23 protein-coding genes, 2 tRNA genes, 3 rRNA genes and 1 pseudogene are annotated in these 26,962 nt (G+C 51.2%); 9 read left to right on the top strand and 20 right to left on the bottom strand.

Annotated features, from left to right (window positions below; translation table 11 throughout):
* Positions 1-228 precede the first annotated feature (228 nt).
* From AT710_03900 to AT710_03870, 7 genes are all read right to left on the bottom strand, one after another.
* Entirely contained in the window at positions 229-1,482 is a 1,254-nt protein-coding gene (locus AT710_03900) for an anion transporter (protein ID KUO92322.1), read from the bottom strand.
* A gap of 55 nt (positions 1,483-1,537) precedes the next feature.
* Entirely contained in the window at positions 1,538-2,287 is a 750-nt protein-coding gene (locus AT710_03895) for an NAD-dependent deacetylase (GenBank protein ID KUO92321.1), read from the bottom strand.
* A gap of 39 nt (positions 2,288-2,326) precedes the next feature.
* The gene (locus AT710_03890) at positions 2,327-2,893 is read right to left on the bottom strand and encodes a hypothetical protein (GenBank protein KUO92320.1); all 567 of its coding nucleotides are present in this window, start codon (positions 2,891-2,893) and stop codon (positions 2,327-2,329) included.
* Between the two features lie 17 nt (positions 2,894-2,910).
* Positions 2,911-3,399 (bottom strand): 50S ribosomal protein L15e, encoded by a 489-nt coding sequence (locus AT710_03885; GenBank protein ID KUO92319.1) that lies wholly within the window; start codon positions 3,397-3,399, stop codon positions 2,911-2,913.
* Between the two features lie 49 nt (positions 3,400-3,448).
* Positions 3,449-4,456 (bottom strand): 6-phosphofructokinase, encoded by a 1,008-nt coding sequence (locus AT710_03880; protein ID KUO92324.1) that lies wholly within the window; start codon positions 4,454-4,456, stop codon positions 3,449-3,451.
* 5 nt (positions 4,457-4,461) lie between these two features.
* The gene (locus AT710_03875; protein ID KUO92318.1) at positions 4,462-5,238 is read right to left on the bottom strand and encodes an aldolase; all 777 of its coding nucleotides are present in this window, start codon (positions 5,236-5,238) and stop codon (positions 4,462-4,464) included.
* An 83-nt stretch (positions 5,239-5,321) separates the two neighbouring features.
* Positions 5,322-5,921 carry a hypothetical protein gene (locus tag AT710_03870; GenBank protein ID KUO92317.1) on the bottom strand — a complete coding sequence of 200 codons (600 nt, stop codon included), beginning with the start codon at positions 5,919-5,921 and terminating at the stop codon, positions 5,322-5,324.
* Between the two features lie 260 nt (positions 5,922-6,181).
* Here AT710_03870 and AT710_03865 point away from each other — a divergent pair.
* Positions 6,182-6,302 (top strand): 5S ribosomal RNA (locus AT710_03865).
* Positions 6,303-6,419: 117 nt separating this feature from the next.
* On the top strand, positions 6,420-6,929 hold the full coding sequence (locus tag AT710_03860) for a hypothetical protein (GenBank protein ID KUO92316.1): 510 nt from the start codon (positions 6,420-6,422) through the stop codon (positions 6,927-6,929).
* A gap of 254 nt (positions 6,930-7,183) precedes the next feature.
* On the opposite strand, the gene AT710_03855 is transcribed toward AT710_03860, so the two are convergent.
* The 6 genes from AT710_03855 to AT710_03830 all read right to left on the bottom strand — a co-directional run bounded on the left by AT710_03855 (position 7,184) and on the right by AT710_03830 (position 15,394).
* Positions 7,184-8,044: a hypothetical protein gene (locus AT710_03855; GenBank protein ID KUO92315.1), complete on the bottom strand. Its 861-nt coding sequence runs from the start codon at positions 8,042-8,044 to the stop codon at positions 7,184-7,186.
* Between the two features lie 29 nt (positions 8,045-8,073).
* Positions 8,074-8,334, bottom strand: coding sequence for a hypothetical protein (locus tag AT710_03850; protein ID KUO92314.1), 261 nt, complete (start codon positions 8,332-8,334; stop codon positions 8,074-8,076).
* Positions 8,335-8,359: 25 nt separating this feature from the next.
* On the bottom strand, positions 8,360-9,031 hold the full coding sequence (locus tag AT710_03845) for a hypothetical protein (protein KUO92313.1): 672 nt from the start codon (positions 9,029-9,031) through the stop codon (positions 8,360-8,362).
* A gap of 201 nt (positions 9,032-9,232) precedes the next feature.
* A 23S ribosomal RNA gene (locus AT710_03840) occupies positions 9,233-12,703 on the bottom strand.
* Between the two features lie 63 nt (positions 12,704-12,766).
* Positions 12,767-14,277, bottom strand: a 16S ribosomal RNA gene (locus tag AT710_03835).
* A gap of 226 nt (positions 14,278-14,503) precedes the next feature.
* Positions 14,504-15,394, bottom strand: coding sequence for a peptidase (locus AT710_03830; GenBank protein KUO92312.1), 891 nt, complete (start codon positions 15,392-15,394; stop codon positions 14,504-14,506).
* A 70-nt stretch (positions 15,395-15,464) separates the two neighbouring features.
* Here AT710_03830 and AT710_03825 point away from each other — a divergent pair.
* Positions 15,465-16,624: pseudogene (locus AT710_03825) on the top strand (MFS transporter).
* A gap of 18 nt (positions 16,625-16,642) precedes the next feature.
* Here AT710_03825 and AT710_03820 read toward each other — a convergent pair.
* The 3 genes from AT710_03820 to AT710_03810 form a co-directional block, all read right to left on the bottom strand.
* Entirely contained in the window at positions 16,643-18,640 is a 1,998-nt protein-coding gene (locus AT710_03820; protein KUO92311.1) for a hypothetical protein, read from the bottom strand.
* Between the two features lie 311 nt (positions 18,641-18,951).
* Entirely contained in the window at positions 18,952-19,593 is a 642-nt protein-coding gene (locus tag AT710_03815; GenBank protein KUO92310.1) for a hypothetical protein, read from the bottom strand.
* A 53-nt stretch (positions 19,594-19,646) separates the two neighbouring features.
* A tRNA-Ala gene (locus tag AT710_03810) sits at positions 19,647-19,723 on the bottom strand.
* A gap of 95 nt (positions 19,724-19,818) precedes the next feature.
* Between AT710_03810 and AT710_03805 the strand changes: the two genes are divergently transcribed.
* The 5 genes from AT710_03805 (at position 19,819) to AT710_03785 (ending at position 23,943) form a co-directional block, all read left to right on the top strand.
* On the top strand, positions 19,819-20,703 hold the full coding sequence (locus tag AT710_03805) for a 3-hydroxyisobutyrate dehydrogenase (GenBank protein ID KUO92309.1): 885 nt from the start codon (positions 19,819-19,821) through the stop codon (positions 20,701-20,703).
* The gene (locus tag AT710_03800) at positions 20,684-21,616 is read left to right on the top strand and encodes an ornithine cyclodeaminase (GenBank protein ID KUO92308.1); all 933 of its coding nucleotides are present in this window, start codon (positions 20,684-20,686) and stop codon (positions 21,614-21,616) included. Before AT710_03805 ends, AT710_03800 begins: the two co-directional genes overlap by 20 nt.
* Positions 21,617-21,705: 89 nt before the next feature.
* Positions 21,706-22,737: a hypothetical protein gene (locus AT710_03795; GenBank protein ID KUO92307.1), complete on the top strand. Its 1,032-nt coding sequence runs from the start codon at positions 21,706-21,708 to the stop codon at positions 22,735-22,737.
* A complete protein-coding gene (locus AT710_03790; protein ID KUO92306.1) occupies positions 22,721-23,305 on the top strand; it encodes a hypothetical protein in 585 nt (194 codons plus the stop codon). The genes AT710_03795 and AT710_03790 overlap by 17 nt, the downstream gene beginning before the upstream one ends.
* Before the next feature lie 14 nt (positions 23,306-23,319).
* Complete coding sequence (locus AT710_03785) at positions 23,320-23,943, top strand: hypothetical protein (GenBank protein KUO92305.1); 624 nt, start codon at positions 23,320-23,322, stop codon at positions 23,941-23,943.
* Here the strand turns inward: AT710_03785 and AT710_03780 are convergent.
* The 3 genes from AT710_03780 to AT710_03770 all read right to left on the bottom strand — a co-directional run bounded on the left by AT710_03780 (position 23,930) and on the right by AT710_03770 (position 25,836).
* Positions 23,930-24,346: a hypothetical protein gene (locus AT710_03780; GenBank protein KUO92304.1), complete on the bottom strand. Its 417-nt coding sequence runs from the start codon at positions 24,344-24,346 to the stop codon at positions 23,930-23,932. The two genes, AT710_03785 and AT710_03780, sit on opposite strands and share 14 nt — an antisense overlap.
* 22 nt (positions 24,347-24,368) lie before the next feature.
* A complete protein-coding gene (locus AT710_03775) occupies positions 24,369-25,235 on the bottom strand; it encodes a hypothetical protein (GenBank protein KUO92303.1) in 867 nt (288 codons plus the stop codon).
* Positions 25,236-25,335: 100 nt separating this feature from the next.
* On the bottom strand, positions 25,336-25,836 hold the full coding sequence (locus AT710_03770) for a hypothetical protein (protein ID KUO92323.1): 501 nt from the start codon (positions 25,834-25,836) through the stop codon (positions 25,336-25,338).
* A 141-nt stretch (positions 25,837-25,977) separates the two neighbouring features.
* Here AT710_03770 and AT710_03765 point away from each other — a divergent pair, with 141 nt between their 5' ends.
* The gene (locus AT710_03765) at positions 25,978-26,328 is read left to right on the top strand and encodes a hypothetical protein (protein ID KUO92302.1); all 351 of its coding nucleotides are present in this window, start codon (positions 25,978-25,980) and stop codon (positions 26,326-26,328) included.
* Positions 26,329-26,861: 533 nt separating this feature from the next.
* Here AT710_03765 and AT710_03760 read toward each other — a convergent pair.
* Positions 26,862-26,949, bottom strand: a tRNA-Leu gene (locus tag AT710_03760).
* Positions 26,950-26,962: the final 13 nt, after the last annotated feature.

The following is a 26,962-nucleotide window of genomic DNA, read 5'->3' as shown; positions in this document are numbered from 1 at the left end:
CATCCCTTTGATGGAAGTACGTGTCTGCCCATCGTAGGGTGTTGTAGACCTCACAAGCCGCCTCCAAGGGCCTTTAACGCCCTCAACGTCTGTCCGTCAGTATATGCTCTAAACCTAAACCCCACGATAGGCATCAGAAAAACAGGAACACCACTAATATAAAGTTATTCCACTCATCCCCGCCATAAATGGCGAGGCTTTCCCCATGCGTATAATTATTGAGGATCCTTAAATTGCACGCATTAAAAGAAGCCATAGGTAATATACCAAGGCATTCACAATGGTTACTATTACTCCATACTTAAAGAACTCAATAAAGCCAAAGCCCTCCCCGCTTCGCCGCTCAAATGATTCGCTGGCAATAACATTGCTGGCAGCTCCTATTAATGTTAAATTCCCAGCAATAGTGCTGCTGGCCGCCAAGGCAATCCAATCAATCAAGTTCCCCGGCCCTATTCCTAGCCTTTGCATGAGGGGAATATATATGGCTACCATGGGTACATTACTTATCACTTGGCTCACCAGTATGCCGGCAGCGAATATCCCAAGTAAATTAGTTGGTCTCGGTAAGTAACTTGCAATCGCATATAGAACCCCTGACCTAAGGGCGCCCTCACTAACTATAAATAATCCAATGAAGAATAAAATCGTGGGCCAATCCAGGTTCATAACTACTTCCCGCCTCTTTTCAGTGTATGCATAGAGAATGGATGCTGCGCCGAGGGACACGGTTACTGGGGTTACATATGCAGGCATGGGCACTACATCCATTAATATGTATAGGGGCATCAATGCGCCTAATGCCGCTAATGCAGCATACGCTAAACCCTTATCGAAGCTAGGAGGATCCAGCGCATCCATCTTGATTGATTGATTCCCGGCCCTAAACATTCGTACCAATATGGGCGTAGTTATAGCCAAGTTAATCAATGTTGGGGGAAGGAGAAAAACTATGAATTCAATAAATGGCTTGGCCATACCTGAATCCAGCGCTATGAGGAGGTTCTGGGGATTGCCTATGGGTAGGGCCACGCTGCCTATGGTTACGCCAAACGCAAGCGAATAAAGGAGCGGTTTAGCATTTAATCTGGCTTGTTTCTGCATGGAAGCTATCACTGGAGCCATGCTGCCCGCCACTCCATCATTAGTTAGGAACATTGATAATGCTGCTGACGATAGAAAAACCTTGGACACTAGCTCAGCGGGACTCTTGCTTGATGCAACCAATCTATAGGCAATGTAGCCTAGAAAACCGCTTACCTCTAGGGCTGAGGCTATTGTAAATAGGGAAACAAGAAAGAGTATTACATCCAGGTTAATCGATGAAAACGCAACGCTTGGGGGCACTATGCCCATCAATATGGTGAGCGATGCGCCGAGGAACATGGCTGCCCACGGCTGTAGCCCGAATCTCGTGCCCCTCGCCGCTATTAATCCATAAGTTAGCGCCAACACTATGGAGTCCTCAATGAAAACGGACACAAGTAAAAACGCTTAACCTATCTCTTTTTATCCTTAGCGATGAGGCCCCTTGGTTTCAATTCATGCCAACAATATGCTTAAGCACATGAACCATGGCTTCCCCGGCTGGGCAATGCATCACTATATTGGAGTATTCATCATATGGAGTTGGCTCCATGTTAATTATTATCGATGAACCACCACCATCAATAACGGCAAGAGGTATAAGCGATGCTGGGTAAACGGTTAGTGATGAACCAATGACTAGCACTAAGTCACTCCTCTGCGCCTCGCTCATTGCCTCCTCCAGTCTAGCGACGGGTTCTCCGAATAGAACAACGTCGGGCTTATAGATGCCTCCGCAGGAGCAATGAGGCGCATCGCCCGTTTCCTCATATATCTTGATTGCCTCCTCAAACCTAACCTGATTACCGCACATAGTGCAACTGGCTGTTCTGGATGATCCATGAAGCTCAATTACCCTATGATTCCCTGCCTTTACGTGAAGCCCATCAATGTTCTGGGTTATCACTGCCTTAATTAGGCCAAGCCGCTCAAGCTCAGCCAACGCAATATGGGCAGCATTTGGCTTAGCTACATTTATTGATTTAAACCTGGATGAATAGAATCCCCAGAAACCACGGGGATCCCGCCTAAAGTAATCAATGCTGGACATCGATGGATCAAACCTCCTCCAGAGCCCATTAGGCCCCCGAAAATCAGGTATACCGCTCTCCGTGCTTATTCCAGCCCCAGTGAAGGCAATCGCATACCTACTTCGCCGCAATAGGGCCGCGGCTTCACGAGCCAATTCATCGCACTCCATTAGATGATGATGCGGGAGACATTAAAAAACTAATCCTCACTAGAGACAGACGCCCCTCCTATACATCACATCCACCAAGTAATCCAGCGGTGATCGCAGCAATGGATCGATCCAGGGACGCCTATGCCCAGTCAATGCATCCAAGTAATTCAATATATCCATGGGATTCTTCACGCTCCTAACATCCGTGACTCCCTGGGAGAAAATCAACGTGAGCCCCCTGACATCCTCCATTAAGTCCAGCACCTGAATTAACCCGCTTGGATTAATCCTAATGAAGTCGCCAATCACTACCTCAACTGCTTTTCCCTGATCAGCCAACGCCCTTAGTTGAGCCTTGCTGGGCACCGCCGATCCAGGAGCAACGGTCACCACATCAATGTCCCTCCTATATATGTACTTATTAAGCCTGAACCTATCGGGGGCCTTAACTGCGGCAACCTCCATTAATCGCCCCCTCCCCCTCTCCACCTTGCTCAACACCAATAGATTCCAGGGGCCACTTGGCTTAGGCGATACCGCCGCAATATAGCCGAGCCCCGTTAATATGCTGTCGATATGGGGTGAGTGATTCCTTAAGTCGAATTCAACCAATCCCTTTGCCACGATTAATCAACATGAAGTCACTGCTTTAGTTTATTTAGGAGGCGAGCCCTGCGATCAAGTAGCCTCCTCTTATTAATGGCTATAGATGTCGACTCCCGAAGAGCAAGCACTACCTCGAAGTACCTATATATGCCGTCCTCCCCAACCCAATAGGAGCCGAGGACCTCCATGTTTGGGAACTTTCTGGCTGCCCTGGCCTCCGCTATTAATTGGGCGCTGCGGTAAGTGGTGTATCCGTAAACCCCCATCCTCTTAGGCCTGCGACCGCTGCTGGGCCTCTCCTTATTCATGGTTCCCCTACTCACCTTTACTCTAGCGATCACGATGCCAGGCCTCGCCCTATAGCCGTACTTTCTAGCCTTATCTAGCCGAGTTGGTTTATCAATCCTAGTAACCGTTGGCTCACGCCTCCAAGTCAACATTCTCTGCCTAACTACGCCCCAAATAACGCTGTTCCTGGCTCTCCTCCATTGATCCCCTATATAGTAATACAAACCCTTCGCCATTGCCGAACATGAGTCTAGTAAGGAGGGTTATTTAAGCATTGCGTGAAGCCTAAATTGACCAATACTTATCAAGAAGCTCCAGCCACTTACCTGACACCAACTTATTCCTGTGAGCAATATCGCTAAGCCTTACATTAACTATATCATTACCTTTAAGGGCAACCATTACGCCGAACCTACCCGCCTCAACAGCATCAAAAGCCGCGGCCGCGAATCTAACGGCCAAGACCCTATCAAATGCGGAGGGCGGGGAACCCCTTATCGTGTGGCCAAGCACGGTGGCCCTACTCTCCACGCCAAGGGTCTTCTCTATATACGGCGCAAGCTCATTACCTACACCGCCGAGCTTGGCATGCCCATACTCATCCACTGGTCCCCCCACGTCCTGCTTAACGCCCTCGGAAACCACCACTAATGCATACTTCTTCTCCGCGTAAGCGCGCCGTAGCTTCTCGATTAATGCACTGGTCTCCACGGGCTTCTCCGGTATCAGTATCGCATCGGCGCCTGTGGATAAACCGGTGAATAACGCTATCCAACCGGCCTCCCTCCCCATCACCTCAACCACGCTTATCCTCTCGTGGGATATAGAGGATGTCTTCACATACTCGGTCTCCATGGTCGCCACATTAACCGCGGTATCGAAGCCAAGCGTGTAATCGGTCTCGGGCAAATCATTATCTATGGTCTTCGGAATGCCCACCACATTAGCTAAGCCACGGGCTTGGACCTCGGCGGCTGCTCCTAAAGTATCATCGCCGCCAATCGCCACTATCACGTCAATTCCATTTCTATTAATGCTATCGGCCAACTGCTTTGCCCTAGCCTCATCCTTAAATGGATTAGTTCTAGACGTCTTTATGAATGTACCCCCAGCAANCGCTGAGCCCAATAAATCAATTGATTTAGCCTTAACTAATTCGCCCTCAAGCATGCCGCGCCAGCCATGTAGCGCCAGATACACATCATGCTTTTTCTCGGCCATTCTAGTGAACTCATAAACCGCCGTGTTTAGTCCAGGCGCATCCCCGCCGCCGGTCAATATGGCTATCCTCATGATGCTCACCCCTCCCTTGGATACACTATCCTCTTTATTGATTCGCCGATTGCGAAGGGGTCAGTTCTCTGCCATACGTTTCGTCCAACGGCGATCCCCGACCCACCGGCCATTATCACGCCCTCCACCTGCTTCAGGAACTCTTCATCGGTTTTAGTCTTTGGTCCCCCCGACATGAGGACCGGCACCTTCCCAGCCACCTTGACGGCCCAGGAAAATGTCTTTGGGTCACCCGTATACTTTATCTTCATTGCATCGGCTCCTAATTCCAAGGCAATTCGGGCAGCGTATGCAACCACCTCAGGGGACTGCTCATCCTTCACCTTGCTTCCACGGGGATACGACCAAACCACTAGAGGCACATCAAACTTAACTGCATCCTTCTTTATCCTAGATAATTCCTCAAACATCTTATATTCTAATCCACTGCCTGCATATATGGTGTACCCCACGGCGCTTGCGCCTAGACTAATCGCCTCCTCCACTGTGCAATTAGCCACGGAGATTGGTTCCCCAGGGTATAGGCTGGTCTTGCCGTTCAACTTAAGTATCAACGGTATTTGACCTCCATAGTACTTCTCCGCCAAGCCTCGTTGAAGAACTAACCCATCAAATCCCAACTTCACCGCTATATCTATTATGTAAGCTGGATCCGCGCTCTTCTCGTTATCCATGAAGTCCGTGGGACCATGCTCTATTCCATGATCATAAGCCAAAATTATCGCTCTTCCACGCCTCATGAATATTCTCCTAAACTTATCCACTAGACTCATGTATTGCATGCTTTGCGCTGCCCTATTTATTACCGTAGGGTTTAAGCGAAGAATCTTCTCAACTCATAACCTAATCGGAGAACTAGGTGTAATCACTCCACCCAATAATAATGATTAATAGTCTTGCCGGAAACCGGATCATGAATCCCCATTTCATTATATGTGCTAGTCACGGGCGCTTGATGAACTGCGGGCTTAACCACGATAACTATATTGCGCAAATCGCTCACCATATTCCTAACAACGCTCAATGCGTCCCTAGGTCCCGGGAACTCAGAGCCCCGGAGCTCCACTATTAATTTCTTAGAGCCCCCCACCTCAGCCCAACTCCGGAACTCTATATCTCCCCACCTTGACTCGATGTCCCGCAGTCTCCAGGCCCTCCTTGCAATTATCTTTGGATACATGTGTTCCCCCGCTATTAGGCTGCACTTCTCCGCCTCCTTATCCGAATGATCCCCAGCCACAGTTATGTAGATCTCGCCCTCATCCTTTAACAGCATTGCGTACGCCAGCTCTGCAGCATGGGTTTCACTTATCATCTTAACATAATTACTCGTTGTAACTAGGTATGGCTGAAGTTGATAAATCTCCAGCCGCGGTGAGGCCCTAATCATGACTAATCCGCTGACCGCTATCTCGACATCGCGCTCCGACTTAATTAGATCCACTGTTATATTTACCCTATGCATCTAGGTAACGCTTCAGCTCCGGTTTATAAAGAGATACGCCGCATATTAATGAGGGGCCTCGCCCATGATACCTAAGGCTCCAGCAATAATGGCAATGCATGCTCAATTTAATCTCAATGGAGTCCAATGATCAATGATAAAAGGAGCAACAGCCTCATATCCCCCAGGGGGAGAAGGTAATCGAGGCCCTCCATCACTGGGCCCTGGATTCATGAAGGAAAAGCTTTAAAATGCTGATAAGCATGGTTATTCAAGCCCGCTGACCCGGCCATAGGCGAGGCGGAACCACCCGGTCTCATCGGAACCCGGAAGTGAAACGCCTCGCCGCGGCGCCGAGTACTGGAATCCGAAAGGTTCCGGGAAAAGCCCGTGCTGGGAGGCGGGTCCCCTTCTTCGCTTCGCCACCTTAGCTTGGAATTAAAAAGAAACTTAAGGCTTACTTCTCATTCATAATTACGTGGATTCAATATATAATGCACGGAATTAGATGGGGGATTCATGCTTGACCGCTGCTCCATCAAATTATTAGAGCTAACCATTAATTGGTGCACATGGGATGAATTACTAAAGAGGACGGGGGCCCCGCCGAGCAGCATTTATTGGCATCTACGCAGATTAATTAGGTGCGGCATGGTTGAGGCCAGGGGCAGGAGGAGACTAAGGTATAGAGCAACGCTGAAGGGCGTGCTGTTATGCATTAACTTGGGGTGCGGCGGCTCAGTGGAGAGAGCCGCACAGGAGCTCGGCATTAACCTCATTGAGGCCGACGCAGTGGGAAAGGCATTCTTCAGAATAGTGCAGAGGGAAGGCATTGATCTGACTGAGCTGAATGTAACTAGGGAAAACGTGATAAGCACAATAGTGGCGTCAATATTGGCTGCTCCCGGCCGCTGCATTGATGAGAAGATAATCAATACGCTGGGGGACTCCACCTTGATTCAGCCAATAAGGGACTTATTGAACCGCGAGATCGAGCTTTTAAAGGGGAAGAGGGAGGGAGACGAGTGATGACTTGAACCCACTCTGAGGTTGATGAGGCCGTTTAAGCCGACTGACCAATGAAGATACGCGTAAGGGCTGAGACCACAAAGGAAACGACGAACCTAGTTTAAGGCGGGTAATTTCCAGCTCTGGCTTTTCAGCGGCGTTAACCTCTTCCCTGATTAATTTCTTGGGAGAGGGGAACCATTAGGGAGAGGACTCAAGCACCAGCAACGGAGCGTCCCCAAGACTCCAGGGAACCCCTTAGGACGGGGAGGGGATTAGTCGGAATCCAATACATCTAATTGAATTAGCTTGGCCTGTATGCCCAGTAATCCGCTTATCGATGGCGATACGCCAACTCCATCAACGAGTCCCTCCACGCTTATGCCGCCTTCGCTTCTCAACACCATCTCGGCCACTCGCTCCCCAATGGGTAGAAGCCTCAAGAAACGCACTTGCTTCATTCTTCTCCCCTGCCTAACTCTCTTGCCCTCTAGGAGCTGGGGGAGAGCGGAAAGAGAACTCGGGGCGGGGGGTTCCTTGAACATCACTAGGCCCCTGTAAGTCCTCTCCTTATCTATGTCGCCCTTAAGCTGCTCCACATCCCTCCTGGAGGCCCTCAGGAATCCTCTTAACTCGAGGAATCCAAGGAGTCCCGGCGCCGGCAATTGCCTACTGCGTGGATTACTTAATTGAAGAATAACCCTCTCATCGCCGAGCACCCTCGCCTCGCTATCCCTCAGCGGCGAATGCATAACCACTGATCCAGCATTAAACCTGGAGGCTAAATCCCCGAGGGGCGGTGGGCTCCGCAGCAGTTTCCTATAAGTTCCAGCAGCGTATATGGGCATCACAATTATTGAGACGGAGAGCGAGGGAAGGGCAATCACCGCCACAATATCGGGTGATTTACTGAATTCCTTGCCCGTTATGGATTGAACCCTCTTCCCGATTAACCTATTCAATTCACGCTTAATCGATTCCGAACTGGGGGCCGCTGCCTCCATTGATAACCTCAAATCGGCATCAAGCAATTCCCTGGGCAGCATGGTGCCCACCTGAAACGTGGAGAACTCGATGTCTAGGGAGGACATGGTTGATGCAACTATTTTCGCTGCCTCATCCACTAGCCTAAACACGCCGCGGCACACTGGACACTCAACCCTATCTATCGGCGATTCATCCTATCCATTAAGAACCGCGCACTGGGTCCATGGCCGGATGCCGCCAACATAACCAATAAATCAACGGCGCTCGCCTCACCTAACCTAACTCGCCTCACTAGATCCATGTGAATAACATCCTTAATGGATCGCCCCCTCTCCCAATTCTCCAACCCATAACCACTCAACGCAAAGAGGCGGCCCAAGCAATGATCGCAGAGCGGGTACTTAGATAAAACATTAATCGCTGTGCCTATGAAATCCATGAAACACCGATAAATGCATCGGCATTTAAAGCTTGGGCTCCAACCAAATACGCTTCAGGGAATAAATCCAGGAGTACTCACCCAACTGAATGGGAACCCCCTCAACACCTACTCGAGACGAGAAGAAAGGAGCATCAACAACGAGGGTCTCCGCCTCCCCACCCTCAAACGCGGCATTAAACCCAAACCTGCGGGACAACATGATTAATTCCTCAACATCCCCATAATCAATGACGCGGCCCAGGAATGCTGGAGGAATGCCGAGGGCACTTATCGATATAATCATGAATTGAAAACCATGCCCAACCAACCACCTCAAGTAATCCCCCTGATCCTTCCGCCAAAGCGGATTAAACACCCGCAAACCCACTGCCCCCGCCGCAATGCTTATCCTAATCCTCTGAAAATCACTCAATAAAGCACCAGTAACGACACCCTCAACACCACGCAACGCCGCGAGACGAAGACCCCCCACTAAATCCTCCTCCTCATTATCCCCAACATCAATAAAGAGAACGGGCACGCCCAACGCCTCTCCCTGCATGGAGACGGCATCAATGGGCACATGAAACAACATAGAATCACCGCGAGACGGCCTAAACGTCAATAAGCAATCCACGCGAAACCCATGCATAACAGCCCAATGAAAAGCGAACACGGAGTCCTTCCCACCGGAAAACATGACACACACGCGCACAATTACGCCGAGAAGGAATCACTATTAAAGATTCATCCAACCACCGGCGAAACCGCTTACACGCCCATCGCCTGCACCTCCGGGTACTTGGGAGTGGCGGGCTCCCCCCTCGGAAACCCTCGGGGGATACACCCCCACCCCATCAAGCCCGTCTTCTACGGGAACCCTACCCACCCCCGAGGCGGAGAACCGCCCCGGAAGCGGATGGCTGCCTATTTTCGGGGGGAGCTTCCCGCTTAGATGCCTTCAGCGGTTATCCCCTACGGCGTGGCTGCCCGGCACTGCCCTACCGGACAACCGGTACACTAGAGGCCGCGGCGCCCCGTTCCTCTCGTACTGAGGGCACCTCCCCCTCAGGCAGCCAGCACCCCCGACAGGTAGAGACCGACCTGTCTCACGACGGTCTGAACCCATCTCACGTTCCCCTTTGATCGGCGGGCAGCCGCACCCTTGGGAGCTGCTGCACTCCCAGGATGGGAAGAGACGACGTCTGGGTACCAAACCGCGGGGTCGATGGGAACTCTCACCCGCGACGAGCCGGTTACTCCTAGGGTAACTTTTCCGACATGCCCAACCCCCACCGGAGGGGGTATGAGCGTTCGTTAAGCCCCGGTTTCCCGCCTGCACCCCGAGCAGTCGAGGGTGCAGTCAGCCCGGCTTTTGGCCTTACCCTCCACGGCGGGTTTCTAACCCGCCTGAGCCGAGCTTAGGGCACCTCTGATATCTTTTCAGAGGTGTGCCGCCCCAGCCGAACTGCCCACCTGCCGCTGTCCCCCACGGGGAGGTTAGGGGCAGAGGAGGAAATGGGTAGTGTTTCATTGCCGCATCCACGCGGCCCAGAGACCGCGTTTCAACGCTCCTACCTACGCTATGCATCCCCTCCCCCACCCCAACGACAGGCTGCAGTGAAGCTCCATAGGGTCTTCTCGCCCCATCGGGGGTCCCAGGACTGTTCACCTGGAGGCAGGTTCGCCGGGACCTGGGTTGGGACAGTGGGGACCTCGTTGATCCATTCATGCACGCCGGAACTTACCCGGCAAGGCATTTGGCTACCTTTCTCCCGGGGGTCCCTTCATAGAGGGAATTTAATTAAACTTAGGTTGATTCAAGGAGTTTTAATACCTCCTCAAGAGGTCTTTTCCTGTGGGATTTAGAGTTAATAGCTGATAGGGTATATGCAAGTTTAATGAGTTTTCGTTTGCCCTCCTTTTCCCTATGAACACCGTTAGCCAGTGAGATCACTATCTCCCGGAATAAATCGTAGGCATTCTTTTTTGAACGTAGTAGATGCCTATATTTGTCTAGGAATGGTATTAGGCCTTCTACTAGCTCACTCATGTTATCAACAACGTAGAGATATAAGTGTTCCTGACCTGGCTTTCTAATTATCCTCCCAACGCCGATTACCCTACNTATAACATCTAGTGGATCCTTATTCAATTGTGATGCACTGAACACTGGGTCTAACCTTATACCATAACCCCGTTGATATTTTATTGATACTGAGAAACTAGCCTCTGCATCTATAAATCCAACAACATACCCAATGTTAATTTTGCTTAACGCGTCCCCCATGCAGGTAGTAACACAGGGTTATTTAAAATGATTACGTACATGAAGGGACCCCCGCTAAGAGGGTCAGAGTTACCCCCGGCCTTCAGCGGCGCTTAGCCCGGTTGTACCCGGGTTTAACGTACCGCCAGTGGCCAGGATTCAGCCCCCGTACTCACCCTTACGGGCTCGCGGGGACCTATGTTTTTGTTAAACAGTCAGGTCCCCCTGGCCACTGCGACCTGCGGTCCCTGGTTTAGCCAAGGACTGCAGGCACCCCTNCTCCCGAAGTTACGGGGCCAATTTGCCGAGTTCCCTAACCCAGGGTCACCCGAGCCGCCTTGGGTTTCTAGCCCAGGGCACCTGTGTCGGTTCTCGGTACGGGCGTGGGGAATCGTTCCCCGCTTCCTTTTCATGGGCCCCCGGAATCGGGCGAACCAGGCTCAAGGCCCGGCTATTCCCGCGTTCAACCGGTTCTCGGCATTACGCCACTCCCCGGTCTTCGGCGGTTAAACGGGACGGCGGTCCCGCTCGCCGTATCCGGAGGCGTCGGAAGCAGGGCACGCGTTGCCGCTGAACCTATCCCCACGGCACGGGATTATTAACCCGTTTCCCTTTCGGCAGATGCCTATGGGGCTCTGCCTTAGGACCGGCTAACCCATGGCTGATTGTCGTTGCCATGGAACCCTTGCCCAACCGGCGGAGGAGCCTTTAACTCCTCTAGACGCTGCTACTACTGCCAGGATCCGCATTGGCCACGGGTCCAGCGGACCTCACGGCCCGCCTTCTAGCCCATGGCCACGCCCCCCTACCGCTCATGGATCCAATGATCCATGGCCCGGGGTCTCGGCGGCGGGCTTAAGCCCCGCACATCTTAAGGGCCCCCCGCCTCAGCGGGTAAGCTGTTACGCACTTCTTAGCCGATGGCTGCTGCTGGGCCTACGGCCCCGCCGTCTTCGGCGGGAGACTCCCTTCCGGATTAGCACTTAGCCCGCGCTTAGGGGCCTTAACCCCGGTCTGGGTTGTTCCCCTCTCGGTTCCCAAGCTTACCCCCGGGAAACCCGTCTCCCCCCTTCTACGGAGCCCACGGGTTCGAAGTTCGACCCAGAGCCGGGGCCTTTCGGCCCCTGCGCCCTAGATCGGTGCCCTACCCCGTGAGCATCCTCTGGGGAGGCTGGACTTAGATCCACTTCGGGGGGAACCAGCTATCACCGAGCTTGATTGGTCTTTTGCCCCTATCCCAGGGTCAGAGGAACGATTTGCACGTCAGAACCCCTTCGGGCCTCCACGGGGCTTTCACCCCGCTTCGCCCTGCCCCGGGATAGATCGCTCGGTTTCGGGTCGCCCGCCCGTGGCTCCGGGCCCGTTAAGACCCCGCCCCTCGCCGATTGCTCGGCTGCGGGCTGGTCGGTTTCCCTACGCCTACGGGGATTATCCCCCTTAAACTCGCCACGAGCGAGCACTCCCTGGCCCGTGTTTCTAGACGTAAGGAGCGACCCCGGCCCCGATCCTCGTACTCCCAAGTTGCCTTGGTTTCCTTTGAATCGGGGAATCCTTTGAGGCCGCTCCTCCTTTAACCGCCTGGTTTCAGGCTCTTTTCACCCCCCTTCCGGGGTGCTTTTCAGCGTTCCCTCACGGTACTTGTACGCTATCGGTCTCGGGACGTATTTAGCCTTGGAGGCCAGTGGCCCCCAGCTTCCCATGCCAGAACCAAGGCATGGTACTCCGGAACTTGGGAATCCGCCAACGACCTTTAACCTACGGGACTGTCACCCTCTCTGGTGGGGCTTTCCAGCCCACTTCGGCTAGGTCGCCTCGGCGGTGTCCCAAGCCCACTACCCCACATCTCCCCCCAGTTGTCCCGGGGGGATTTGGTTTGGGCTCTCCCCCTTTCGGTCGCCCCTACTCAGGGGATCTCTGTTGATTTCTCTTCCTCCCCCTACTAAGATGTTTCCGTTCGGGGGGTTCCCGTCCCTTACGGGACGCCACGGGTTCACCGTGGCAGGAAGCCCCATTAGGGGACCCCGGGATCAAAGGCCGCATGCGCCTACCCCGGGATTATCGCGAGCTTGCCGCGCCCTTCCTCGGCGCCCGAGCCAAGCCATCCACCAGGCGGCTTCTTGATGCAGGCGATGAGTTACGTGGCGGCGAAGGAAGAGGCCTTTTAGACTCCCATCCCCAACAAAGGAGGTGATCCGGCCGCAGGTTCCCCTACGGCCACCTTGTTACGACTTCGCCCTCCTCGGGAGCCCCCAGCTCGACTCCCCGGGTGAAACCCAAGGAGCCTCGCTAGAAACTCCCTTGGATGGCGCGACGGGCGGTGTGTGCAAGGGGCAGGGACGTATTCACCGCGCGTTGGTGACACGCGGTTACTAGGGATTCCAAGTTCACGAGGGTGAATTGCAACCCTCGATCCCTACTGGGGCTGGATTTACGGGATCATCTTCCCCTCTCGGGGTCGAATCCCGCTGTTCCAGCCATTGCAGCTCGCGTGCGGCCCCAGGGTTTCGGGGCATACTGACCTGCCGTGGCCCCCTCCTTCCTCCGGCTTACGCCGGCAGTCCCTCTAGTGTGCCCCCAATTCCGAGGAACTGGGTGGCAACTAGAAGTGGGGGTCTCGCTCGTTGCCGGACTTAACCGGACACTTCACAGCACGAGCTGGCGACGGCCATGCACCTCCTCTCAGCTCATCAGGCAAGGTCGTTAGCCTGGCCATCATCTTGCTGTCGCCCTGGGTAAGGTTTCCGGCGTTGACTCCAATTAAGCCGCAAGCTTCACCCCTTGTGGTGCCCCCCCGCCAATTCCTTTAAGTTTCAGCCTTGCGGCCGTACTCCCCAGGCGGCGGGCTTAACGGCTTCCCTACGCCACTGGGCGGGCTCTAAGCCCACCCAACAGCCAGCCCGCATAGTTTACAGCTGGGACTACAGGGGTATCTAATCCCCTTTGCTCCCCCAGCTTTCGCCCCTCACCGTCGGGCGCGTTCCAGCCGAGCGCCTCCGCCACTGGTGGTCCTCCTGGGATTATCGGATTTCGCCCCTACCCCAGGAGTACCCTCGGCCTCTCCCGCCCCCAAGCCCGGCAGTACCTTCCCCCGCCCCCAAGTTGAGCTTGGGGATTTCAGAGCAAGGCTTGCCGGGCCGGCTACGGGCGCTTTAGGCCCAGTAATCACCCCGACCACTCGCGGAGCTGGTATTACCGCGGCGGCTGACACCAGACTTGCCCCCCGCTTATTCCTCCGGCTTTCTACACCGGAGAAAAGCCGCCCTCATCGGGCGGCACTCGGGGTAACCCCGTCGCAGTTTCCTGCATTGCGGAGGTTTCGCGCCTGCTGCACCCCATAGGGCCTGGGCCCTTGTCTCAGTGCCCATCTCGGGGCTCCCGCTCTCACGGCCCCCATCCGTCTTCGGCTTGGTGGGCCATTACCCCACCAACAACCATGATGGACCGCAGCCCCATCCTAGGGCGAGCCGAGCCGGGTGCCGGACGCGGTTCTTTTCGGGGAGGGAGCATTCCAGCTTCCCTCTCCTATGGGGAATTAGCCCCAGTTTCCCGGGGTTATCCCCCTCCCTAGGGTAGGTTGGCCACGTGTTACTGAGCCGTCCGCCATGCCCTGGCGGATCCCCAAGACATCCGACTCGCATGGCTAAGCCTCACCCCGATAGCGGTCGGGTCCGGCAGGATCAACCGGTTTCTGGGGATGGCCGCTCAAGGCCGCCCCAGGGGATGGGATGGGTCCAGGCCTCTCCTTCGTCGCCGGTGGTTGGATGAATCACCCCCTAACCTTCGTCCCAGGCTATCCCCGGGGCGGTGTTAGGGGGCTCACTTGTAAACGCCTCGAGAAAAAACTTACCCAGGAGCATTTATAAGTTTTACCTCAACCCCGGCGCCAGGGTTGCTTTGTATATTACCTCCTTAATAATCTTAACTATTCATTACATCATTGATCACGCGAAGCGGATTCCTCCATAATTCCTCCTCCCGATTAATTACCTCAATTATGTTCCTGGCCTTAAGTATATTCTCGAAGCCCGTGGGCGTCTCATCTATGCCCAGCATATCTGTGCCGAGGGCGACGTGGCTCCATCCAAAGCTTTCCCCAATGTACTTGAGATTATCCACAATGCCTTGCATTGTCGGCGATGGAAGCGTGTCGCGGATAGCCGTTACCCCAATTACTCCCCCGGTCTTAATTATGGCCTCTATCTCCTCATCATCCAGGTTACGCCTATGATGCTTTAATGCAGAGGCATTGGCGTGGGAAGCTATTATCGGCTTTCTGGATGTGGAGGCCACGTCTAGCACTGTTTGCTTGCTTGCATGCGCCACATCAATTATAATGCCTAATTCATTGGCCAGCTTAACTAGTTCCTCGCCGTTATTGGTCAGCCCATAATCCTTCTTTGTCATGCATGATGCGGCGAAGCGATTATCCTCGTTCCAGGTCAGCCCAATAGCCCTAATGCCGAGCTCCTTCAATATGTATAAGTCATTAATCCCCAACGCGTCCGCGCCCTCTAGTGAGAGCACTAGGTTGATGCCGGGCCGTAAATCATTGATCCCCCTAATTATATTCACTAGCCCGGCTTTCTCAAGCTCTAGATAGAATTTTATCTGCTCGATGAGGAGCCCCTGTAGAGCTATGTGGCTTTCCCCAGCGATTTTCCTCATCTTTATTCTGGGGAAGACTGCTGCGAACACCATCGATTCATCGAAGGCCCGAAGCATGGATATGCTGGATTGGGCGTCCCCGTTGATCACATCAATCATCATGGATGCATAGGCTAAGTCTTCATGAAGATCCGCTAACCGCATCGCATTATAGGGAACGCCCTAAATAATAAGTAATGCGCATTTTTAAATTCCAAAATGGAGCCGTCGAATTATGGCCGGCATTAATTCCATTTTTATTGCGAAGGGAGCCAGGACCTTCGTGTCTGGAATGATGAGCGTATTGACCCCCATATACTTGGCCAGGCTTGGGTACTCGCCTCAATTAGTTGGCCTCGGCATTTTCCTCATAGTGATGAGCAACGTCGCGTCAAATATTCTCTTGACGTGGTACGGCAATTTAATTGGCAGGAGGAGGATATTAATGATATTCAGCTCATTAATGGCTTTATCCGGCATTATCCTATTCATGAGCGAATCCTTCCCAGCGATAGCCATAGCGCTATTGATAAGCAACATAAGCACGACCGGCACGGAGGCAGGGCCATTCCAATCAATAGAGGCCGGCGTAATCCCGAGACTGGCTAATAGGGTTGGGCGGGCCCTGGGCACCTATAACTTCATAGGTTACTCCGCTGCCTCAATAGGCGCATTGGCGGCTTCACTACCATCATACCTCGGCAACTCATTAACTGCGATTAGGGCTATGTATCTAATATATTCCGTTGTGGGCGTGATTCTAGCATCAATATACGCGTCAATGAGTAACCTGGAGGCAAGCAGTAAATCCAGTGGACTTAAGCATGTTTCGGGGAGGGCTAGGTTAGATATAGGAAAATTATCTATTCTATTCGCAACTGATGCATTCGGGGGCGGACTTGTTTCTCAGTCAGTCGTATCGTACTGGTTCTATGCGAGGTATGGGGCATCACTTAAGGAGTTAGGCATTATTTTCCTACTAGTTAACGTGGTGACCGCATTATCGATAATCGTGGCGCCCCTCGTCGCTGAGCGACTCGGCAATTTGAGGACAATGGTGTATACGCACATAGTATCCAGCGTATTCCTAGTTAGTGCCCCTCGCCGGCACCTTATTGGGGAGCCTACTCTTCCTGCTGCTGAGGCAAAGCACGTCGCAAATGGATGTGCCGACGCGGCAAGCATTCATGGCTCAAGTATTCACCGATGAGGAGAGGGTGACGGCCATGGCCATCACTAATACGGCCAGGAGCCTCGCCACGCTGCCGGGCGCACCCATTGCCGGCATTGCGATCGGCATGGACCTGCTTCAGTTGCCATTTCTATTGGGGGGGCTCATCGAAGATCGCTTACGACACCGCAATATACCTCTCATATAGGAACAGAGTTAAGTGATCCCCACATTAGCGATGCTCAGTAAATGAAAACGTACTTATCGCGGGCGAAATTCATTATTAATTGCCTTAATGAGTTGGGATCACTGGTGGGCAGGCTGCACTCATTATATGCGCATACATATGCCGCCGTGTTCCCTGCCCTAATCATAGCCATCACGGCTTCATCCCTAATCAAGTCGCTTATGGAGTCGCCCAGTACTGGGATGACTAGTTTACCCGGCCTGAAGACGCTTAGGGCCGCTTCATGGAGTGCCTTGAATATCGCTTCATCATGGCCAACTATGACTATCTTGGGAGGATCAAGGAAGTGATTCTCCAACGCGATGAAGTATGAGGCGGCATATGGACCCAGGCGAGCGGCGGCTCCATGCATTGCACGTATCGATTTCTCCGCATCGCTGCTGGGGATGCCGTTGATTATCCTGGAGAGCGTGTCCATGGCAATTATCGCCACCGCGCCGGGACTCCAATTAGGGGAGTCGCCAAGTGGGCTTACCTGTATCTGAATTAGATCCGAGTCGCTGGCTACGGGGGAGGCATAGCGAAGCATTCCCGAGTCATCCAGGAACTCCCTGAGCCCTCTCCCGCAAGCTATGGCTGATTCAAGGTATCTCCGATTACCGGTGTGCTGGAATGCCGATAATAATGATAATAATGCATAGGCCTGATCATCCAGGTACCCAGGACCCAGGCGATTGCCGTTCCTCGCCCCCCTCCTAGCCACTCCATCAATTATGAGCCTCGACTCCAAGAAGTCAATTGCCTTAAGGGCTCGATTAATCGCCATGGCTCCCACGTAATCGCTCGCGGCTAAGCCAGCTATCGCTGCGGCAGCCGTTGAGTGGACATAAATTGTCTCATCTATTACCGGCGGTTCCCTACGCTCCCTGGCNCTCCTCATTTTATTTATTGCCGTGCCCAGACTTGAATCCATGCGCGGCTTCCCTATATGCAGCACCGCCTTTTCCCCGCTTGGGAAGTGATGAAGCCCAAAGTATTCGTAAATGGATCGAAACTCATCTTGGTCAAGGATGGATGCTAATTCCTCAATGCTCCACTTATAGTAGCCTCCCTCCTCGCCTCCCGAGTCGGCGCTCTGGCTGGNGTAGTAGCCACCATCATTGTCCCCAAGCACTGAGTTAATATAGTTAAGGGTATCCATTGCGACTTCCCTCAAGTATTGATTCCCGGTGACCGCGAAGGCCTCCGAGTAGTTAATGAGGAGCTCTGCATTATCTATCAGCAACTTCTCGAAGTGCGGCAGTAGCCAAGCATTATCTACTGAGTATCTATGGAATCCTCCTCCTAATTGATCGTGTATTCCCCCTCTACCCATTGCCTCCAACGTGTGGTTCACGGCGTCTATGAAGGATGAATTCGAGTAGAAACCTCTGTACAGTAGGATTGAGTGGAACGTTACTTGAGGAAACTTGGGGAAAGAACCGAAGCCTCCGTGCTCCTCATCATACATCTCCATTATTCCAAGCAAAACGCCATTAATTACGGAGACATTCACGTGGGGAGCCGCTTCCTCAGCGGTCGTTAGGTCTAACTTGATTGCATTTCCCTCTCGATGGGCCTGGAGGACTGCCTTGAGTACCCTAGGCATGCCGGGAAGCCCCAATGAATCCCTTGGTGGAAAGTATGTTCCAGCGAATATTGCTTCGCCGCTTGGAGTTAGGAATACGGTGAGGGGCCAACCGGCTTGTCCTGATATGGAGGTGGATATGGATTGAAGCTTCTTATCTATGTCAGGCCTCTCGTCCCTATCAACCTTTATTGGAATGAAGTGTTCATTAATTATTTGGGCGATTTCTTGATCATTATAGGTCTCCTCATCCATGACATTACACCAGTGGCACCAAAGCGCACCGACATCCACANGTATTGGCCTGTTCCAGTTCCTCGCCAACTCAAAGGCCTCCTTGCACCATCCCCACCAATTAATTGGACTAGTCGCCGCCTTCAATAAGTAGGGTGACCCACTGCCGGTTAGGCATGTTACTCTATCCATGACTATGAAGCTAAGGCAGCCTATTATACTAGGCGGGATACTGCGAGAGGGGTGAGCGCTACCCTATTATGCACGTCGTTGGTAATCGGGTTAGATTGATGCCTCCAACGTAATATGGCACGCCCTCCCTCGCAACCAGCGAGGCAACGAAGTCACTATATGAATCNCAGGGAAGCGGTGAGTAGCCGAGGGCCAGTACCACTAGTCCCAGCGATTTTAAGTAATTTGCGGTATTAATCAAGCGATTCACTTGACTTGCATCCAGGTACTGGTAATCATTGGTGGTGAAGTTATAATAAGTGCCGTAGTCCTCATATAGAACGATGAATATATGGAGATAAGTTGCGGGCCAATTGAAACCCCCTATTTACCCCTATCAATGCGTTGGGATAATTCTCGGAGACGAGCTTAATTATATTGATTACGCCGCTTGCCTCTCCAGGATAGTAATCTATGGCATCATCAACATCATAGAAGAGAACCCCATTAAAACCGGAGACGAGGGCCTTCCTCACCTCGCATAAAGTATAATTAACCCATCGAGGGGATGATGCGTTAATTATCGGTTGACCCCAATCAGCGTCATAACCAATAACTATGCCTGTGAGGTTTACCTGGCGCTGCGGCCATGTTGAGTTATCGTACTCGCCGAGGTCTATATATGCAATCTTTATTGCCTTAATTAGGCTCAAGTTGCTTGGAGTGAGGGCCCAGGGCTGGAGGATCACTAATTGATAATGATTGAGCGCGATCAATAAATCACTATTCACCTCATCGCCATAATACACCGTGAAGTTACGTAAATTAAGCAGTGAATTATTAATCGCTTGAATTGATCCATTAACTGGATGAGACACGGGTACCGGGTGGGGACCCAAGTTAAGTGCCAAGGCAATCGCGAGCACGGCAATTGGTGCTCCAACCATGATTATCCTCATGTCTAGACTTAGCATTGATTTGAACTACTTCCCAGCATTTGTATACTTATTGCCAAAAGGCCAATAATTGGTGGACCGGGTGGGATTTGAACCCACGATCTCCCGCGTGCGAGGCGGATATCCTTCCAGGCTAGACTACCGGCCCCTTGCTTTTCGACCTGCATGAGTTTTAAAGATTTTCCGTCACCTTAAAAACAATTAATAAGTTAAGTTTATTTATCAATAACTAAGATGCCAGTTATGAGGATTGGATTAATTGGACTCGGAGTAATGGGGTACAGAATAGGCGCTAACCTGGCGAGGGCTGGAAAATTACATGCAGTGTTCAATAGGACGATGGAGAAGGCAATTAAGTTCAGCTCGGAGTACGGCGTCACGGTTGCGAAATCGATAAGGGAATTAGTGGAGGACAGCGATGTCGTATTAACAATGTTATCAAATGATGATGCCGTGTCATCCGTGGTTATGGAAGCAATTCCCCATGTGAAGGGCAAGGTATTGATAGACCTCTCCACCATATCTCCAAGCACAAGCATTGATTTAGCTAAGCAAGTAAAAGGGAACGGCGGGGAAATGATGGATGCGCCGGTGATCGGCACATCAATACATGTTGAGCAGAAGAAGCTAGCGGTGCTGGTTGGTGGACCCAGGGAATTATTTGATATGGCTAGGGATATCTTGATTGAGACGGCATCGTCGGTGACCTACATGGGCGGGAACGGCATGGGGCTCTACGCCAAGCTAGTGAATAATCTATTGCTTGGCACTTATGTGGCCGCAATGGGAGAGGCATATTGGTTCGGCGTCAGGAGCGGATTAAAGCCCAGCGATGTGGAGAAGGTATTGCGAGAATTAAGTAGTGCTAGGTCGCCGACTGCGGATCTTAAGGTGCCCAAAATGATGAGCGGGGATTACTCGACTCAATTCGCATTGAAGCACATGAGGAAGGATCTCGAGATTATTCAGAAAGAGGCGCAGGGGCTCGGAATGCCCATTCCATTATCTGCGCTAGCTCTTCAACTATATAGGTTAATCGAGGAAGCGGAGAATGGGGAGTTGGATTTCTCGGCCGTGGCTGAATTATTTAGGCCAAGGGGGGTCAGGAGTGGCGATTCTATTAACTGAGAATGATGTTGAGGAACTCCTTTCGTTCAGGGAGGCAATTGATGCCGTGGAGAACGTGTTCAAGATGATGGGTGAAGGCAATGCCATAAACGTGCCGCGCCGTAGGGTAATAATGAGGGATGGCGTCCTCCATGTGCTTCAGGGAGCCGTGCCTGGGCTTGGCGTGGCCGGTCTAAAGACTTACTTATCGAGCAGGAGCGGCACTAGATTCGTGGTGCTGCTTTTCGATTTATCCAGTGGCGAGCTTGGAGCAATCATTGAGGCGGATAGACTTGGACAGATGCGAACAGGCGCGGCGACGGCCGTGGCCACGAAATTCATGAGGCCCAATGCCAGCGTCCTAGGCATAGTGGGATCCGGCGTGCAGGCCAGAGCCCAATTCGATGCATTGAGGGAAGTATTGAGGCTGGATAAAGTGATAATTCATAGTAGGACCAAGGAGCATGCCGCTGAGTTCGCTAAGTACGTGGAGGGGAGGGGCATCGATGCAAGGGTCGCGGATAATTACGAAGATGTATGTAGGGTTGATGTGCTGGTCACCGCTACGAATTCTAAGGAGCCATTCATAGATGGTAAGTGGCTTCCCAATGATATTCACGTGAATGCCATTGGAAGTAATTGGGGGAATAGGGCCGAATTAATGCCGAGTGCAGTGATGCGGGCCGAATTAATAGCGGTGGATGATGTGGATCAAGCAAGGAGCGAGGCTGGGGACATAATAATGGCGGGGGCGGATGCTTGGCAACGAGTTGTTCCACTTTCCAGCATAGTTAATGGCTTAGTTAAGCCCAGCGGTGGGGTAACCTTGTTTAAGTCGCTCGGCATAGCGGTGGAGGACTTGGCTGTGGCTAAGATTATTTACGAGAAGGCACGTAGAGCGGGAACCTATCCGGAGTTTCCCTGCAATCATTGATTCACGGCTTGATTTCCTGATTCACGGCTTTGTGCATTAAATGATTAACTAACAAAAATTTAAATAGTTAATTTTAATTTATGAAAAGCATGCCCAGCGGACACGGGTTTCCCGTGGTCCTAACTAGCGAGGGCTCCACTGCAAGCGATACCTTTGGCTCATCGATTGCTGGCTTCATAAGTGCCTTGCCTGACTCATATATAAGGGACTGGGTGGCTCACCTATATTTTAAGGTTAAAAGCGATAAGAACGGCATAGTTAGGCGGGCTCCTTACGGGTTAGCGAAGGTTCAAGCAGCGCTGATTAGAAGCGGCATTGATGCCAAGATAATTGACCCAAATAAGCTAGGTAAGGCAGTGGGACCAAACACAAGGATACTGGGAATATATACCATGGATCCGCTAGGGCTTAGTTACGGCTCCGGCATAGTTTACTGGATACTTAAGTTAGCTGATTTGCCCTACTCTGGCATCCCATATATTTCAAAGTCATTTCTTAATGNCATAAATGATGAGGCCATTAAAAAGAATAGAGACCACTTAAAGATAATAGTGGGCGGACCGGCTGTTTGGCAGATAATTGACTCTAAATCACAGCATAAATTAGGGATAGATGTTATCTATGAAGGGGAATTCGAGGAGGAGGGGCCATGGCTTTTTCATAAGATATTAAGGGGAGAACCGGTACCCAATGTAGTGACCGCCAAAAGACCTGTGCCCGTGGACCTCATACCGACAATAATTACCCCATCAATTGGCGGGCTAGTGGAAGTTACAAGGGGATGCGGCAGAGGATGCCAATTCTGCACGCCAACGTTAAGCGGCATGATTAGATCAATACCGTTCGAGGGCCATATAGATAAGGAGATAAGGCTTAATATAGAGGTAGGGAACGCCAAGGAAATAGGTCTCCACAGCGAGGAATTCTTCAGGTATGGAGCAAGGGGAATAAATCCAGAGCCAGATAAGGTAATCAATTTAGTTAAGAATTCGTATAAAGTGGTGAAATCTTATGGGGATGAATACAGCATAACCACCGACTTCACCACGGCTGCGGTAGTGGTGCAGGCACCTCAGATGGTGAGAGAAGCCAGTCAATACATGAATGAGGGGGGGAGCTAGGAACTTCATTGAAATGGGAATAGAAACTGGTTCCCCCAGGTTGCTGGCGATATTAATGCCAGGCAAGGTTCTTCCATTCAAGCCAATACAGTATCCCGATATAGTGGAGAATGCAATAGGTATTTTGAATGATAATGGATGGATAGTGGTGGGCACAATGATAATTAATTTGCCCGGCGAGACAGATAATGATGTAGAGAAGAATCTCGAGTTACTTGATAGGCTGCGAAAACTGCGGGTAATGACTTTTCCATTGCCATTTATACCAATGGGCGCATTAAGGCATAGGGACTTCACTATTCTAGATAAGATGCTGGAGAACCCGCTTCGCAGGGAATTCGTGCTTATGGCATTAAGCAAAGCAATAAGTGAAGCAAGGACTGATGCCGATATAATCACATCTAAAATGGAGAACCCGGTTGTCAGGCGAATGATGAGGCATTTGATAATGGCCACCATGGGATTAGTGCTGAGACGCTACCGGGAGAAACTGGAGGCAATGCATAGCTCTAACTATAATGATGAAAAATCAATGCAATTGGAGGATAATGGATTAAAGCATGCATAATGTATCCGTCGCTAATGATAACCTCAATAATAATAGATGTATTAAACTATGTGGGCATAATAGCATTCGCGGCATCTGGCGCGCTTAAGGCAATAGATAAGGATATGGATCTCCTGGGAGTCATCGTCCTCGGCTTCTCGACAGCCCTCGCCGGAGGAATAACTAGGGATGTATTGCTAGGCGTGTTTCCTCCCATCAATATAGTTTATCTACCGTATCCCATAACAGCCATTACAGCTGCGATCGCTACTCTGCCGTTTTCTAAGTATGTAATGAGAGGCATGAAGCCCTTCCTCTATGCCGATGCCCTTGGACTCGGCGCATTCACTGCGATAGGCGCCCAAGTAGCATTCATGCATGGATTAAATCCGCTCGGCGTAGCAATGCTTGCATCCATAACAGCGGTGGGGGGCGGCGTTCTACGCGATCTTCTAGCCAATGAGGTGCCCATGGTGCTATCAAAGGAGGTGTACGCCACAGCCTCAATAATAGGGGGCTTCACTTACTGGCTTCTGGCAATGGTAATTCCATTCGGCGATGATGCACTGATAGTGACCGTGCTTGTATCGGCGATTAGGATAATAGCGATAGAGCGAAAATGGAGCCTCCCAAGGGCCAGAAGCCTCACTGAGCTCTAGTTGATAATATGCCCCCCACCATCCCTGAGAAGAAATTAACCAATATGAATATACCTATGCGAGCCCTAAGTGAGCCGGCATATGCATCAAACGCCATAGATATAACGGCAAAGGCCATAATCGTGTATATGGATAATTTTTGCGCACCACGAAGCAATTGGTAATAATTGGATTGCTCCTGAAACCTATATGGAGACGCGAACACTATTAGCAAGACATAAACTGCCAGAATCACGCCAGCATCCACCCATTGACCCACATAAATGGCCCACAATGGACTCAGGATCAGCCTAACAGGATAAAAAACATCGGTGATCAACTCCATTATGAGCGTAACGGCCGATAAGAAGAATGAGTAGCCAATGCCGGCCGCTACCTGCAGCCGCGCTGCTCTACCGCTCATTAATGGCCACTCCCCATTAATCTCATTGGGCTGAGCTGGTTGAGCCCTCCTTCCTCTCCTCCTNCCTCGGCATTAATTGCTCAATGCCCGGCAGCGTTCCCCCAACTATTAAGTTAATGGGGTAGTAGGGGACGCCCAGCATCATGTTGGTGGCCGCTGGATCCGCCTTACTTGCCATTACCNCCGCAAGGCGGGCGCGCACTGCCTGTAATGTATCTATGCCAAGGGCTAGGTACTGCACTATTCTTCTCATTGTGTCGTCCTCCGGCTCAAGCCTAACTATCCTACAGGCCAATAGATTAATGCCTATCTCCTCCATGGCTGACCTAAGGGATGCAGCCACGGCATCGGTTATCTTGTGTAGATTAGCGTAGACCTCTTTAAGCGAGACCAGGTTCAGCACTTGGGACACCGATTGATCAACTATGGGAGAGAGGAATGCGGCCAATGCATCAACGGTGTATTTCATNTCACCGAATTGAACACTATTCACGAGCTTAGCTGGGTCACTCACCATGAAGTAATAAGCCACTTGGTACCGCATTGCCACTAATTCCTTGGTTTGGCTGACGCCCTCGCTTCTGGCCTCATGCCTCGCCGTGCTGATGAAGAGGACCTCTATTTCCCAAGGTAAATTACCGCTATATTGAAGCCTAGAGAAGAATTGAGAGACCGGATTCGCCGGCGTCTGAAGATCATGGGCGCCAGCATCAAATACTCCAGTGATTTGCCCCTGAACCCTCACGACCGCTTTTTGATTAGAGTAAACAATTAAGCGGGACCTAGTTCTAACGTCAACGGAATGATACTTCACTATTAAGTCGTTGGCCCCCATCTCGTCTCTTCCCTGTTCATTTATAGTGGATATTACTTGCGCCCGTATTGACATATTTGGGCCATCTTCATCGACTTAATATACTTTTCTATTTAACTAATAAAGTATTTAATTAAACATCATAATAGTTAAAGTCATGAAGCGCTGAGAAAAATCACCTCAACGACTCAGGCAGCATGAGCTTTAACCTATCGGCGAATTTCATGCGTAGCTCCCTAACCAATAACAAGATGGAGTCAGGATCCTTTCTCGATCTAGCGGCCTCCAGTATTGCCCTAGCTGAATTCACGAGGGCTAAATCAAATTGAACTATTCTCTCTAAATCTTCCGGAAATAACTTGAATCTATCATGCATACCTGAATCCCCAAGCGGAGCACTCTGTATATCACTTATTAGGCTGCGTAGCTCCGATATCAATTTCTCGTATTTCTGTACCAATTCGTTGAATGGATCACTTACGGCCCTCTCCTCCGCCTCACTGGATATTAATCGACGCGCCTCCTCTAGGGATTGAGTTATGGCTTGCCTAACCAGGAAATCATCCTGACGAACCAAGTCCTTAATCTTATACCCCCTGAAACCCGGCACCAATAATTGAAGTCTCTCCAACGGCGAGAGCGGGGAATTGGAAACTGGACCAGACACGAGCCTCACGGCACTGCGCAAGCTTAAATGCGTTCCCCTCAGTATTTCCGCCAAAAACCAATAACACGGCAAAAGATACCTAATAGCTTTGTGTATTAAATCATAGTATCAATGAAAATATTTATCTTATTCTATTAATTCTCATAAATAATGGATATAAAAATAAAGAGGGCATATGATGATGCCCAAGACAGCGATGGATTCAGGGTATTAGTTGATGCATTATGGCCGCGGGGATTATCCAAGGAGCGGGCCAAGATAGATTATTGGGCTAGGAATATTGCGCCAAGCGATGAACTTAGAAAGTGGTTCAATCATGAACCCAATAAATGGGATGAATTCAAAGCAAGGTACTGGAAAGAATTAGATGCTAAACAGGGCGACGTTAAGGAATTCATAATGATGATCAATGAAGAGGATAGGGTAACGCTATTGTTCTCGGCCAGGGATAGGGAAAGAAATAATGCCGTGGCGCTGCTGGAGTACATACGCAAACTTTAATCTCATTATTGCTAGCAATAATTTAAGATAATGCAACCATGTTATAAAACATTCAACAAGCCCCGCCGTTTAGGGGCCGGGAAGAAGCCGGACATATGGATGATGCTACCTAGGGTTTTCCTCATTTAAGCATGTTTTCACTTGTGGCGGGCCCATTTGATGAAACGAACGGCAAACCTCGCCCTTCAGGGGCGGGGTAAAGCTTAAAAATCTCTGGGAATGGGGCTCTCGGCCAGTCAATTCTTTGGGAATGGGGAGTGGGGGCCGACGTACCCCCACAATACCGGCTGATGGGGATGACCTAGTAGCGCCCGTAATGGGGCGTAACTCTCTAGACCTCGGGGAACCCCCACCCTTTAGGGCGGGGAGGAGGTCAGTTTAACCCTCTCCTCTTTGTTAATGCTCCCTATATTGATCAACTCGCAGTCAACCATACGGTGAATGCCGCAGAGGGATGCCTATGCCTTCCGTAACAAGAGGCTTGATAAGTAACAAGGTGAGCGGTAATTGAAACCAGAAGCATCATCGGCTAATGGTGCGGGGGGTGGGATTTGAACCCACGCAGGCCTACGCCAACGGGACCTAAACCCGCCCCCTTTGACCATGCTCGGGTACCCCCGCTCATGATCCTTGC

Source organism: Thermocladium sp. ECH_B (genome assembly GCA_001516585.1).
Lineage (GTDB): Archaea > Thermoproteota > Thermoprotei > Thermoproteales > Thermocladiaceae > Thermocladium.
The sequence above is the reverse complement of the archived record's forward strand: the minus strand, read 5'-3'. Positions and strand labels throughout refer to the sequence as shown.